Origin of the sequence: Nocardia sp. N2S4-5, assembly GCF_044628355.1 — a bacterium.
Taxonomy (GTDB): Bacteria; Actinomycetota; Actinomycetes; order Mycobacteriales; family Mycobacteriaceae; genus Nocardia; species Nocardia wallacei_B.
This window is the reverse complement of the sequence record NZ_JBIUPM010000001.1, coordinates 1,578,093-1,593,547: the sequence shown is the minus strand read 5'-3', so window position 1 is coordinate 1,593,547 and position 15,455 is coordinate 1,578,093. Positions and strand designations below refer to the sequence as shown.

The window sequence follows — 15,455 nt, the reverse complement described above, 5'->3', positions numbered from 1 at the left end:
TGTTTTGCGGGCCCATTTGCCGTGGCCTCGTTTCAGTGTTCTCCAATGGTTCGTCCAGCTGATTCCAGCCAGCGTGTGCGCCCTGTCGGTATGGATTCCGTTCGAAGCCGAAAGGAGTTTCGGAATGAGTGCAGAAGCCACGGGGGGCGGTCGGAAGACGTCGAGTGTGTCATCGCGGTGTCTGCGCCGTCTTGCGCTAGGCTGGTCCCGCTGACCACGATGTGACGGCCGGTCGAAAATCTATCTGGATCACAACAGAACACTCGATTGCGTTCGCTTTTCCCTAATGCTCGTCCGGTTGGTGATGCGCGCAGGATAGCCGACCGGGTATGTCGCACACAGGATTTCCGGTCCATCCGGTGTGCGCCCGCAGGAAACCACACAATGACGGCTTGTCCGATATGCAATCCGGGAGTTAGGTCACCTATGCATCGTTCGACTTCGATTCAGAACGAACTTTGGATCGCTCACGAATTGTCGGATATTCCTAATAATTGCATTGTATATATCGATATCCGTGCCGCATTGGACCGACGCCGCATGGATACCGCGCTCCGGCAGGTATTCGCCGAGTCGGAGGCGCTGCGGGTGAACTTCCTGCGCGGCGCCGACGGGCTCATGGCCGTCGAACGGGATATCGACGGCTGGGCCTCCGCGTACGTCGATTTCACCGCGGAGCCCGATCCGGTATCGGCCGCCTTCGGCTATATGGCCCGGGACCGTGAGTCGGGTTTCGATCTGGAGCGGGATGCACTGCTGCGGGTCGCGCTGCTGCAGGTGGGGGATGATCACTATTTCTTGTCGGCGTGTTTCGATCACATCATCATGGACGGTGTGGGCGTCGCGGCCTGGGCGCAGCGAGTGCTGGATGTGTACGGCGCGCTGACGGCCGAAACCACTCCCGAGCCTTCGGGTTTCGTGAGCATCGACGATATCGTCGAAGACGATCGTGCCTATCGCCGCCACCAATGGGCACTCGATCGCGAGTACTGGCGCGGGCGCGTGTCCGATGTCGACCCGCTGCGGCTCCCGGGCCATGCCGATGCCGACGCGCGGCCCGGACGGCTCGGTCGCACGTACAGCTTCTCCGCCGCGGCGCTCGGCGAATTGGTGAGTGCGGCGCGCGCCGCCGAGGTCAAGCTGCCGTTTTTGCTCATGTCCGTCGCCGCGGCCGCCATCCAGCGCTGTTCGCTGCGCGACGAATTCTGCCTCCAGATGCCGGTATCGAACCGAGTCGGCCGCGCCGGCCGGACGCCGTGCCAACTCTCCGATACCGTTCCCCTGCCCATCGAGTCGAGTCGCGACCTCTCGCTGCGCGAGCTGGCAGCCAGGATCGCCGGCGCCTTCTCGGAGGCCGAACCCCACCTGCGGTACGGGATTCCGGACATTCTGCGCGACAGGCGGATACCGAACACCGGGCACAACCCGTTCGGTCCGGTCGTCAATGTCATGTCGTTCTTCGGCGCCCTGCGAATGAGCGGCGGCACAGCCGATCTCCAGCTGTACTCGGCCGGAAACAGTGGCGATCTGTCGATCGTCTTCTATTACGAACGACAGTCGGAGCGTGGGGGATATCTACGGCTGGAGGGGGACGCCCGCGTATACACCGACGACGATCTCCGCACTTATCTCGGATTCATCGAGCACTATCTGCGGCAAGCGATGTCCGATCCGGCCGTGCCGATCGGGGACGTAGATATTCTCGGTGACGACCGCCGGTTGGTGACGGATGTATGGAACGACACGGCAGTGCCGATCGATGCGGATGCGACGCTGCCAGGGTTGTTCGAGGACCGAGCGCGGCAGGTACCGGACGCGGTGGCGGTGGTCTCCGACGGGGTCGAACTTTCCTACCGGGAGCTGAACGCGCGGGCGGACCGCGTCGCACGGGAATTGATCGTACGAGGCGTGGGTGCGGATAGTGTTGTGGCCGTGGTCCTGCCGAGATCGGCGGACCTGATCGTCGCGATGCTGGCGGTGCTGAAAGCGGGCGGCGCCTATCTTCCCCTCGATCCGAGTTATCCGGCGGACCGGCTGGCATTCGTCCTCGGAGATGCCGCGCCGGTCACGGTCCTCACCGATGGCGCCACCTCGAAAGCAGTGCCGGAGAACGGGATTCCGCTCATTCTCCTCGACGAGATCGGCGCGGAATTCCCGCACGAACAGGCGGCGGCCCGCGAACCGCGACCCGGCAACCTCGCATATGTGGTGTATACGTCCGGATCTACCGGCGCACCGAAGGGTGTCGCCGTCACCCATCGCAATGTGGTCTCGTTGTTTCTCGGCACCGCTTCGTGGTGTGAATTCGGTCCCGACGATGTCTGGGCGTGGTGCCATTCCCAGGCGTTCGACTTCTCCGTCTGGGAAATCTGGGGCGCGCTGCTGCACGGTGGCCGGATCGTGGTTGTGCCCTGGGAGGTGGTGCGCACTCCCACACAGCTGTGGGATTTGGTGGTGGACAAGGGAATTACGGTCCTCAACCAGACCCCCGCCGCATTCCGTGCCCTGGCGGAGGCCCGATTGCTGCGCGACAGCACCGATTCCGCGCTGCGCCTGGTGATATTCGGCGGAGAGGCGCTGCACGACACGCATGTGCGGCCCTGGTATGCGGCCGGACGCTCCGAACTTCCGGCTCTCGTGAACATGTACGGAATTACCGAGACCACGGTCCATGTGACGCGGCTGGACCTGTCGACGGTGCACGACATCGCGGGCGGCAGCCCTATCGGGTGTCCGTTGGCCAATGTCCGGGCGTACGTGCTGGATTCGTGGTTGCAGCCGGTTCCGGTCGGGGTAGCGGGTGAGTTGTACGTGGCCGGTGCCCAGGTAGCGCGCGGGTATCTCGACCGGCCCGCGCTGACCGCCGCGCGGTTCGTGGCCGATCCGTTCGACCCGGGCGGCCGGTTGTATCGCACGGGTGATGTGGTGCGGTGGAATTCCGCCGGGCAGCTGGAATTCGTGGGCCGGGCCGACGATCAGGTGAAGATCCGCGGATTCCGCATCGAACCGGGCGAAGTGGAAGCCGCGCTGGCACAGCATCCTTCCGTCTCGCAGGCGGTCGCGACCGGCCGTGACGTCCGCGGTGACACCAGGCTGGTCGCGTATGTCGTGGTCGACCGAGGCAGTCCGGTCGAGGGCGGGGAGGTGCGTCGGTGGGTGGCGGATCGGCTGCCCGATTTCATGGTGCCGAGCACGGTCACGGTGATCGAGTCGATTCCGTTGACCGCCAACGGGAAAGTGGATCGGCGGGCACTGCCCGATCCTGAGGTGGCGTCGTCGGCGGAATATCGAGCCCCCGGCAGCGAGCGTGAGCGGGTACTGGCGGAGCTGTTCGCCGAAGTCCTCGGACTCGATCGAGTGGGCGTGGACGACAACTTCTTCGAATTGGGTGGCCATTCGCTGCTGGCGACTCGGTTGGTGAGTCGTATACGGGTGGTGCTGGGAATCGAGGTATCGATCCGCACGGTGTTCGACGCCCCGGCCGTCGCGCAACTCGCGACCCGGTTGGATGCGAACGCTCACGTGCGTCCGGCGCTGTCGGCCCGGCCGCGCCCCGATGTGGTGCCACTGTCGTTCGCGCAGCGGCGGTTGTGGTTCATTCATCGGCTCGAAGGTCCTTCGGCCACCTACAACATCCCGTTGGCCGCACGGCTGCGGGGCGTGTTCGACCCGGACGCGTTCGCGGCGGCGGTCGGTGACGTGATCGCGCGGCACGAGAGTTTGCGGACGGTCTTCGCCGAGGTGGACGGTGTGCCTGCACAGCGGGTGCTCGAGGTCGCGGATCTCGAACCGCCGGTGACGGTTACGGACGTGGATTCCGAGGCGCTCGATGCGGCCGTGACCTCGGCCCTCGGGCACCACTTCGATCTGTCCACCGAGATCCCCGTGCGCGCGTCCGTATTTCGTGGTGACGGCGACGAGTACGCCATGGTTTTGCTGATGCACCACATTGCCGGTGACGGGTTGTCGGCGGGCGTGTTACTGCGCGACTTGTCGACGGCGTATACGGCACGGCGAGCGGGCCGACCGCCGGAGTGGGCGCCGTTGCCGGTGCAGTACGTGGATTACACGCTGTGGCAGCAGGACTGGCTGGGGGCGAGCACCGACCCCGACAGCATCCTGTCTCGTCAATTCGAGTACTGGCGGCGCGAACTCGACGGGTTGCCGGAGGAGTTGCGGTTACCGACCGACCGGCCACGGCCGCGAGTGGCGTCCTATCGCGGGGACATGGTGCTGTTCGACATCGATCCCGAAATCCGTGACGCGGTGGAACGCCTGGCCGTTCGTGAGGGTGCGACGGTGTCGATGGTGTTGCAGTCGGCACTGGCGGTGTTGTTGTTCAAACTCGGTGCGGGCGAGGATATCCCGATCGGATCGCCGATTGCCGGGCGCACCGATGAGGCGTCGGCCGATCTGGTGGGATTCTTCGTCAACACGTGGGTGCTGCGCGCATCGGTCGCTCCGGCCGCCGCCTTCACCGAATTGCTGGCGCAGGTGCGAGCGAAAGCGCTGGCCGCGTACGAGAATCAGGACGCGCCGTTCGAGTTGCTGGTCGAATTGCTCAATCCGGCCCGCTCGGCGGCCCACCATCCGCTGTTCCAGGTGCTGCTGAGCTTCCAGGACAACACCCTGGCGACGCTGGAGCTGCCGGGCGCCGACATCGAGCCCAGGCCGCTCGCCACCACGACCTCACGATTCGATCTGACCGTCAATATCGGCGATACCGCCGGCACCGCCGGGTGGGAAGGATTCATCGAGTACGCCACGGATTTGTTCGACCGCCCCACGGTCGAGGCGATGGCGGCGCGGCTGGTGCGAATACTGCGGCAGCTGATCGCCGACCCGCACACCGCGATCGGATCGATCGAGGTGCTGGGCGCCGACGAACGCGAACGAGTAGTGCACCGCTGGAACGACACCGCCGTCGAGGTCCCCGGCGGCACCGTGCTCGACTTGTTCCGGGCGCAGGTCGCCCGGACACCGGACGCGGACGCCGTGTACTGCGGTGACACGGTCCTGTCGTATCGGGAACTCGATTCCCGGGCCGATCGGGCGGCGCGGCTCCTCACCGCACACGGAGTCGGCCCGGATGCCGTGGTCGCGGTGGCACTGCCGCGGTCGGCGGAACTGATCGTGACGGTGTTGGCGGTGTTGCGGGCGGGCGGTGCGTATCTGCCGATCGATCCGGCCTATCCGTCGGATCGGCTGGCCCTCATCTTCTCCGATGCCGCGCCGGTGGTCGTCGTGACCGACTCCGCCACCGCGAACATCCTGCCGCACACCGAGATACCGCAACTCCATGTGGAGACTCTCGACCGGGCCGGAGAGCCCGCTCGGATCGCTCCGGCGCATCCGCAGAATTTGGCCTACGTGATCTACACCTCCGGTTCGACCGGGGTGCCGAAGGGCGTCGGCATCAACCACCGGAACCTGCTGAATCTGGTGTCCCAGACCTGGTCGGCAGGGCCGGGTGAACGCGTGCTGGCGCATTCGTCGATCGCCTTCGACGCGTCCACCTACGAGATCTGGCCCGCGCTGACCAGTGGCGGCGCACTGGTCGTGGCCACCGAGCAGCGCTCGGACCCGGCCGAGATCATCGACCTGGTCGGTACTCGATCGGTGACGAAGATGTTCTCGACCCCGGCATTTCTCTCCGCGCTGCTCGACCGGGCGGAGTCGGCGCCCGGCAAGGGATTACGAAGCCTGAACCAGCTGATCGCCGGTGGCGCGGAGCTGACCTCTCCGACCGCGCGCCGGATGAAAGCCCTCGCCGCGACGGCCAATGGCTACGGTCCGACGGAGACCACGGTGTTCGCCACCATGTTCGCGGTGGGCACGGCGTCGACGGGCCTCTCGGTGCCGATCGGCGCCCCGTTGGCGAATATGCGTGTGTACGTGCTGGATTCGTGGTTGCGGCCGGTTCCGGTGGGGGTGGCCGGTGAATTGTATGTGGCCGGTGCGCAATTGGCGCGCGGGTATCTCGGACAGGCGGCGCTGACCGCCGCGCGGTTCGTGGCTGACCCGTTCGATGTGGGTGGCCGGTTGTATCGCACGGGTGATGTGGTGCGGTGGAACCCTGCGGGGCAGTTGGAGTTCGTGGGTCGTGCCGACGATCAGGTGAAGATCCGAGGATTCCGGATCGAACCGGGCGAGGTGGAAGCCGCACTCGTACAGCATCCTTCGGTGTCGCAGGCCGTGGTGGTGACGCGTGACACCGAGGCGGGCGGCAAACAGCTGATCGCGTATGTCGTCGCCGATCCGGGCAACCCGGCCGACGGCGGACGACTGCGCCGGTGGGTGGCCGACCGGCTGCCGGAATTCATGGTGCCGGCCGCGGTGACGGTGATCGACTCGATTCCGTTGAACCCCAACGGAAAAGTGGACCGCCAGGCCCTGCCCGACCCCGAATTCACCGCGATGGCCGGCTACCGCGCACCGGACACCGAGCCCGAGCGGGTGCTGGCCGGACTGTTCGCGGAGATTCTCGGGGTCGATCGGGTCGGTGCGGACGACAGCTTCTTCGCCCTGGGCGGGCACTCGCTGCTGGCTACCCGGCTGGTGAGCCGGATCCGGGCGGCACTGGGCATCGAGGTGCCCATTCGGACGGTGTTCGACGCACCCACCGTCGCACAGCTCGCGCACCGCATGGATACCGGTGTCCAGGTCCGCCCGATACTGACCCCCCGGCCGCGACCCGATGTCGTGCCACTGTCGTTCGCGCAGCGACGGCTGTGGTTCATCCATCGGCTGGAGGGCCGGTCCGCCACCTACAACATGGCCTTGGCGGTCCGCTTGTGTGGCGTCGACATCGCGGTCCTGCGTGCCGCGGTCGGTGATGTGGTGGCCCGGCACGAGAGCCTCCGCACGATCTTCGCCGATGTCGACGGCGAACCGTCGCAGCGCGTACTCGACTCCGGCGATGCGGACGTGCCGTTCCTCGTCACGGACACGACCGCAACGGAATTGGCGCCGGAAGTGACCGCGGCGGCGCGGTACGGATTCGAGCTGTCCGCGGAGATTCCTTTGCGCGCCACCGTCTTTCGCCGTGACTCCGACGAGTGTGTGCTGGTGTTGCTGATACACCATATCGCCGGGGACGGCTGGTCGATGACGCCCCTGCTGAACGACCTGTCGACGGCGTACGCGGCACGCCTCGAGCATCGCGCGCCGGAGTGGGCGCCGTTGCCCGTGCAATATGTGGATTACACGCTGTGGCAGCGGGAATTACTGGGGTCGCCGAACGATTCGGGCAGTGTGCTGTCCCGGCAACTCGAGTACTGGCGCGGTGAACTCGACGGATTGCCCGAGCAACTGCGCCTGCCGGCCGACCGGCCGCGGCCCCGGGCCGCGAGCTATCGCGGCGACATGGCCTATTTCACCATCGACCTCGCGACCCGGACGGCGGTGGAGCGGCTGGCGGCCCGCCGGGGCGCGACGGTGTCGATGGTGTTGCAGTCGGCCTTGGCCGTGCTGTTGTCGAAACTCGGTGCGGGACAGGATATCCCGATCGGAGCGCCGATCGCCGGGCGCACCGACGAGGCCCTGACCGATCTGGTGGGATTCTTCGTCAATACCTGGGTGCTGCGGACCGAAGTGACGCCGGAGTCCCCGTTCACCGACATCATGGCCCAGGTCCGCGCCAAGGCGCTGGCGGCGTACGAGAACCAGGACCTCCCGTTCGAATTATTGGTCGAATTGCTCAACCCGGCCCGCTCGGCGGCGCATCATCCGCTGTTCCAGGTGTCGCTGGCATTCCAGAACAACACCATGCCCGCCCTGGATCTGTCCGGTGTCCGGGCCGAGCCCTACCCCGCGCCCACCGGCACCTCCCGCTTCGATCTGTTCTTCAATATCGCGGATGCTCCGCCCGGCCGGGAGTGGAGCTGTTTCGTGGAATACGCGACCGAGCTGTTCGACCGGTCCACGGTCGAGGCGATGGCGCAGCGATGGGTGCGATTGCTGCGGCTGGTCGTGGCCGATCCGGACGTGCCGGTCGGGTCGATGGATGTGCTCGGCTCCGACGAGCGTGAACTGGTCCTGCGCCACTGGAACGACACATCCGTGGCAGTCCCGGACACCACGCTGGTCGGCCTGTTCGACGATCGGGCCGCGCTCTGCCCGGATGCCGTCGCCGTGGTCTGCGACGAGACCGAGGTGACCTACCGCGAGCTGGATACTCGCGCGGACCGGCTGGCGGGCGCCCTGCGTGCTCGCGGGGTGGGCCCGGACACGGTGGTGGCGGTCGCGCTGCCCAGGTCCGCGGAGTTGCTCGTGGCGTTGGTCGCGGTGCTGAAGGCCGGTGGCGCGTATCTGCCGATCGACCCGGCCTATCCGTCGGAGCGGCTGGCGTTCGTCCTCACCGACGCCGAGCCGGTGGCGCTCGTCACCGATCGGCCGACCTCGAAACTCCTGCCCCGCAACGCGATACCGCCGCTGTATCTCGACGAGGCCGACCTCGCCGACATGAGCGACCGCCGCCGGGACGTCGCGGTGCGGCCGCGGAATCTGGCCTACGTGATCTACACCTCGGGTTCGACCGGTGTGCCGAAGGGCGTCGGGATCACTCATGGGAACGTGGTGAATCTGCTCACCCAGGCATGGACGGCGACCTCCGGGGATCGGGTGCTGGCGCACTCGTCGGTGGCATTCGACGCCTCGACCTACGAGATCTGGCCCGCGCTGACCGGTGGCGCGGCGCTGGTCGTCGCGAGCGGGCAGCGATCGGATACGAGCGAGATCATCCGCTTGGTCCAGGAGCGGTCGGTGACGAAGATGTTCGCGACCCCGCCCCTGCTGTCGGCGCTGGTGGAGCACCTGGAAACCTTGCGCGGCAACCCTTTCGAGAGTCTGACGCAGATCGCCACCGGCGCCGACTCACTCGCCGGTGAACTGGCCGATGCGCTGAAATCCGCACGGCCGGGCCTGCGACTCGACAATCTCTACGGGCCGACCGAGGCGACGGTCGATGTCACGGCACTGGCCGTACCCGACGGCATCACCGGCACGGTGCCGATCGGTGCGCCGGTCGCGAATACCCGGGTGTTCGTGCTGGACTCGTGGTTGCTGCCGGTGCCCGTGGGAGTCCCGGGTGAACTGTATGTCGCCGGCGCGCAAGTGGCCCGCGGGTATCGGGGGCGGGCCGCGCTGACCGCGACGCGATTCGTGGCCGACCCGTTCGATGCGGGCGGCCGGTTGTATCGCACGGGCGACGTGGTGCGGTGGAACTCCGCCGGAGAGCTGGAGTTCGTCGGCCGGGCCGACGACCAGGTGAAAATCCGCGGTTTCCGCGTGGAGCCGGGCGAGGTGGAAGCCGCACTGGCACAGCATCCTTCGGTGTCGCAGGCGGTGGTGGTGGCGCACGACACCGATACCGGCGGCAAGCAATTGGTCGCCTATGTGGTCCCCGACAGCCGCGGACCGGCGATCGGCGAGGACGAATTGGTCGGTCAGTGGCGGCGGGTGTACGACGACCTGTATTCCGGCACGGCCGCTCTCGGGAACGCCGGCGCACCGGCGGCGTTCGGCGCGGACTTCTCCGGTTGGAACAGCAGCTATACCGGGGCGCCCATCCCGATCGAGCAGATGCGGGAATGGCGGGCCGCCACCGTCGACCGCATTCGAGAATTGCGGCCGCGCCGGGTGCTCGAGATCGGTGTCGGTACGGGACTGCTGCTGTCGCAACTGGCCCCCGAGTGCGAACAGTATTGGGCCACGGACTTTTCCGCCGCGACCATCGCCACACTCGAACGGCACTTGCGCGAACTCGGCGGCGACTGGACCGAGCGGGTCGCCCTCGAGGTCCGCGCCGCCGTGGACACCCGCGGACTGCCGGAGAACCACTTCGACACCGTGGTGCTCAACTCCGTCGTGCAGTACTTCCCCGGCGAGGCCTACCTGCGCCGGGTGCTCGGACAGGCGCTGCGGCTGCTGGCTCCCGGCGGTGCGATATTCGTCGGCGACGTGCGCAACCTGGCACTGCTCGAGGAATTCGCCACCGCGGCGCAGCTCGCGCGGCACGGTGTCGGAGATGCCGCGGCGATCGGTCGCCGGGTGCGCCGGGATATCGCCGCCGAACAGGAACTCCTGGTGGCCCCCGAGTACTTCGTGAGCCTGTGCCGCGAAGGCGACGATGTCGACGCCGTCGATATCGAACTCGAGCGCGGCCGCTGCCTCAACGAATTGAGCCGGTACCGCTACGACGTCGTGCTGCGCAAGTCGCCCTCGCGGCCGCTGTCGGTCGCCGACGTGCCGAAAATCGAGTTCCGCGACCAAGATCGGCTGTGCGAGACGCTCCGGGAACGCCACAGCGACGGCATTCGCATCACCGGCATTCCGCACGCCGGGCTGATCGATGAGGTCGAAGCCGCCCGTCGCGTCCGCGGCGGCCGTCTCGGCGACGCCACCCAGGGACTCGCCGTCGGTGTGGAAGGCGTGCTCGCTCCTACGAACGAGCGGCCCGGCGACGGCCTACTGCCCGAGGATCTGCACGCGCTCGGACGGCGATTCGGATACGCCACCGCGGTCACCTGGTCGGCGGAACCGGATCGGATGGACGCGGTGTTCATCGATCCGGTCGTCGCTCGCGGTCGCGCGCTGACCGACGTCTACCAACCGCCGGTCCCGCTGGGTGACCCGGCAGCTCATACGAACAACCCGCAGATCGGCATCCTGGCCGCCGACGCGCGCCGATTCGCCGAGGCGCGGCTGCCGGAATTCATGGTGCCCGCGGTGGTGATGGTGATCGACTCGGTGCCGTTGACGGTGAGCGGGAAACTCGATCGCAGGGCCTTGCCGGATCCGGAGTTCGCCTCGTCGATGGAGTACCGGGCGCCCGGCAGCGTCGAGGAGCAATCGCTGGCGGACCTGTTCGCCGAGGTGCTGGGGCTCGACCGGGTCGGCGTGGACGACAACTTCTTCGCGCTCGGCGGCCACTCACTGCTGGCGACGCGCCTGGTCAGCCGCATCCGGGCGGTGCTGGGCGTGGAAGTGCCGATCCGGACCGTCTTCGATGCCCCGACCGTCGCGCAGCTGGCGGCCGGACTGGACACCGGCGCACGGGTGCGCCCCGCGCTGTCGGCCCGGCCGCGCCCCGACGTGGTGCCGCTGTCGTTCGCGCAGCGGCGGCTGTGGTTCATCCACCGTCTCGAGGGATTGTCCGCGACCTACAACATCGCGCTGGCGCTGCGCGTGACCGGCGCGTTCGATGTGGCGGCCTGCCGGGCCGCGGTCGGCGATGTCCTGGCCCGGCACGAGAGCCTGCGGACGATCTTCTTCGAAGACGACGGCACGCCCGTGCAGCGAGTGCTCGACGCCGCCCAGCTCGTGGCGCCGGTGACCGTGTGCGACGTCGATGCCGCCGAACTGGACTCGGCCGTGACCGCCTCGGTGCGGTACGGATTCGAGCTTCTCGTCGGAAATCCCCCTGCGCACCACCGTCTTTCGCGTCGGCCCGCGGGACTGCGTGCTGGTGGTCCTGATCCATCACATCGCCGCCGACGGCTGGTCGATGACGCCACTGCTGCGAGACCTCGCCACGGCCTATACGGCGCGACTGGGCGGGCGCGCGCCGGACTGGGAGCCACTGCCGGTGCAGTACGCGGATTACACGCTGTGGCAACAGGAACTGCTCGGCTCGCACCTCGATCACGAGAGCGTGCTGTTCCAGCAGTTCGAATACTGGCGCCGCGAATTGGACGGTGTGCCGGAGCAATTGCGGTTGCCGACCGATCGGCCGCGCACCCGGCTGGCTGACTATCGGGGCGACATGGTGCTGTTCTCCATCGACGTCGACACCCGCGCGGCCGTGGAGCGGCTGGCGGCGCGCGAGGGCGCGACGGTGTCGATGGTGTTGCAGTCGGCCTTGGTCGTGCTGTTGTCCAAACTCGGTGCGGGAGACGATATTCCGATCGGTTCGCCGATCGCCGGGCGCACCGATCAGGCCCTGGCCGATCTGGTGGGCTTCTTCGTGAATTCGTGGGTGCTGCGGGCGCAGGTGGATTCGGCCGCGTCGTTCGCCGAGTTACTGGGGCAGGTGCGGGCGAAGGCGCTGGCGGCGTACGAGAATCAGGACGTTCCGTTCGAATTACTGGTCGAATTGCTCAATCCCGTGCGGTCGGCGGCGCATCATCCGTTGTTCCAGGTGTCGCTGGCATTCCAGAACAACACGCTGCCGGCGCTGGAACTGCCGAACGTGCGAATCGAGCCGTACCCGGCCTATACGGCGACGGCACGGTTCGACATGTTCTTCAATATCACCGACGCCCCGGCCGGCCGGGAATGGGCCGGGTTGGTCGAGTACGCGACCGGGTTGTTCGATCGGTCCACGGTCGAGGCCATGGCGGATCGGCTGGTGCGGATTCTGAGCCGGGTCGCGGCCGAGCCGGGTACGCCGGTGGGAGCGATCGACGTGCTCGAGGTCCGGGAGCGGGAACTGCTGTTGCGGCGGCGCAACGAGACCGCCGCACCCGTCGCCGACACCACCCTGGCCGCATTGTTCGAGGCCCAGGCCGCCCGGACCCCGGAGGCGGTCGCGGTCGTCGGTGCGGACACGAGCCTGACGTATCGGGAACTCGATACCCGCGCGGAGCAGTTGGCGCGGTCGTTGACCGCGCGTGGCGTGCGTCCGGATTCGGTTGTCGCGGTGGCGTTGCCGAGATCCGCGGCACTGATCGTGGCGATGCTGGGCGTGTCGAAAGCCGGTGGCGCGTACCTGCCGATCGACCCGGCCTATCCGCCGGACCGGCTGGCATTCATCCTCACCGATGCCGCGCCGGTGCTCGTCGTGACCGACTCCGCCACCGCGGGCGGACTGCCGCACACCGCGACACCGCTCCTGTGTCTCGATGCGCCGCACGCCGAGGACGCGCGCGGCCGGGAGCGGTTCGTGGCGCGGCCGGGAAATCTGGCGTACGTGGTCTACACCTCCGGTTCCACCGGTGTCCCGAAGGGCGTGGGAATCACCCACGCCAACATGGTCAATCTGGTTTCCGGGGCGTGGCCGACCGGCACCAGCGACCGCGTGCTGGCCCATTCGTCGATCGCCTTCGACGCGTCGACCTATGAGATCTGGCCCACGCTGTGCGGCGGCGCGACGGTCGTGGTGACGAGTGCCCAGCGCTCCGATCCGGCGGAGATCACCCGGTTGATCGAAACCTGGTCGGTGACAAGGATGTTCGCGACCCCGCCGCTGCTGTCGGCCGTGCTCGACCATGCCGGGTCGGTCCCGGGCACGCCCCTGGCCACGCTGGAACAGATCATGTCCGGCGGCACCGAGCTGACCGCGGACGTGGTGCGCGCACTGCACGCGAAATACCCCCGAACCGGGATCGTGAACGGCTACGGCCCCGCCGAGACGACGGCCTGCGTGACCGAGCACGCGGCCGCCGCGGGCGGTGACGGCACGGTCCCGATCGGGCGTCCAGCGCGGAATGTGCGTGTGTTCGTGCTGGATTCGTGGCTGCTGCCGGTGCCGGCGGGGGTCGTGGGCGAGCTGTATGTGGCCGGTGCGCAAGTAGCTCGCGGTTACCTCGGCCGCCCGGCGTTGACCGCGGCGCGGTTCGTGGCCGACCCGTTCGACGCGGGCGGCCGGTTGTATCGCACCGGCGACGCGGTGCGATGGAACTCCGCCGGGGAGCTGGAGTTCGTCGGCCGGGTCGACGATCAGGTGAAGATCCGTGGGTTCCGCGTCGAGCCGGGGGAGGTGGAAGCCGCACTGGCGCAACATCCTTCGGTATCGCGCGCCGTCGTGGTGGCGCGCGATACCGGCTCCGGCGACAAACAGCTGATCGCGTACGTCGTCGCCGACCGATCCGGTCCGTACCACGCCGAGGACGATCTGGTCGGAGAGTGGCGGCAGGTGTACGACGACCTGTACGTCGGCAACGGCGACGGGGCGGACAAGCCGGTGTTCGGCGGGGATTTCGGTGGCTGGAACAGCAGCTACACCGGGAAACCCATACCGCTGGAGGATATGCGCGAATGGCGTGCGGCCACCGTCGAGCGCATCCGCGACCTGTCGCCGCGCCGCGTGCTGGAGATCGGTGTGGGTTCGGGCCTGTTGCTGTCGCAGCTCGCCCCGGAATGCGAAGAGTATTGGGCCACAGACCTTTCCGCCGCCACCATCGGCACACTGCGGGACCAGCTGCGCGGCTTGGGCGTGGGCTGGGCGGACCGGGTGTTCGCGAGCGCTCAGGCGGCCGATGACACGAGTGGACTGCCCGACGGTCATTTCGACACCGTGGTGCTCAACTCCGTCGTGCAGTACTTCCCCGGCGAGGCGTACCTGCGGCGGGTCCTCGACGGGGTGCGGCGCGTGCTCGCCCCCGGCGGCGCGGTCTTCGTGGGTGACGTGCGCAATCTCGCACTGCTGGAACAGTTCACCACCGCGATAGAGATCACCCGCAACGGTGGCGACGACCCCGCCGCGGTCCGGGACCGCGTGCGCCGCGGCGTGTCCGCCGAGAAGGAACTGCTGATCGCCCCGGAGTACTTCGTCGGTCTGTGCCGCGAGGCGGGCGGTTTCGGCACCGTCGACATCGAACTCGAGCGTGGCCGCGCGGTCAACGAGCTGACCCGGTACCGCTACGACGTCGTGCTGCGCGAGGCCCCGGCGAACCCGCTGTCGGTGGCCACCGTGCCGGAAGTCGCGTTCCGCGACGAGGATTGGTTACGCGCGCTGGTGGCGGCCCCGCACCCCGAAGGCATTCGCGTCACCGGCATTCCGCGTGCCGGGCTGCTGGGCGAAACCGAGGCCGCCCGGCGCATCGGGACGGGCCGTCCCGTCTCGGTCGATCAACTCGACGACCCCGATCCGTCCGGCCTGCTGCCCGAGGATCTACACCGGCTCGGCCGGCGATGGGGGCACCGCACCGCGGTGACCTGGTCCGCCGAACCGGATCGGATGGACGCGGTCTTCATCGACGCCGCGACCGCGCGGAACCGGCCGCTGACCGATGTCTACCTGCCCACGGCCGCCGTGGATGATCCGGCGGCGCACGTGAACCGGCCCCAGGACCTGCTCCTGCCGATCGATCTGCGCAGGCTCGCCGCCGAGCGGCTGCCGCAGTTCATGGTGCCCGCGGCGGTGCTGGTCATCGACTCGCTGCCGTTGACCGCCAACGGAAAGCTCGATCGCGGCGCATTGCCCGACCCCGAATTCGCCTCGTCGACGCGCTATCGCGCCCCGGGCAGCGAGCGCGAACGGGTCCTCGCCGAGTTGTTCGCCGAGATCCTCGGGCGCGACCGGGTCGGTGTGGACGACGACTTCTTCGCCCTCGGCGGCCATTCGCTGCTGGCCACCCGGCTGGTCAGCCGGATTCGGGCGGTGCTGGGCGTGGAGGTTCCGGTCCGGGTGATATTCGACGCCCCGACCGTCGCGCAACTCGCACAGCGGTGGGAACAGCTGGCCCCCTCTCGGCGACCGGCGCTGCGCAGGATGAACAGAGAGGTGGTCTGAG

General features: G+C 67.9%; 1 protein-coding gene and 1 pseudogene. Both read left to right on the top strand.

Features of this window, described 5'->3' with window-relative positions; translation table 11 throughout:
• Positions 1-384: 384 nt before the first annotated feature.
• Positions 385-11,331: pseudogene (locus ACFMRZ_RS06835) on the top strand (amino acid adenylation domain-containing protein); the annotation flags it as partial.
• 130 nt (positions 11,332-11,461) lie between these two features.
• Positions 11,462-15,454: an amino acid adenylation domain-containing protein gene (locus tag ACFMRZ_RS06830; protein ID WP_400178367.1), complete on the top strand. Its 3,993-nt coding sequence runs from the start codon at positions 11,462-11,464 to the stop codon at positions 15,452-15,454.
• The last annotated feature ends 1 nt before the right edge of the window (position 15,455 follow it).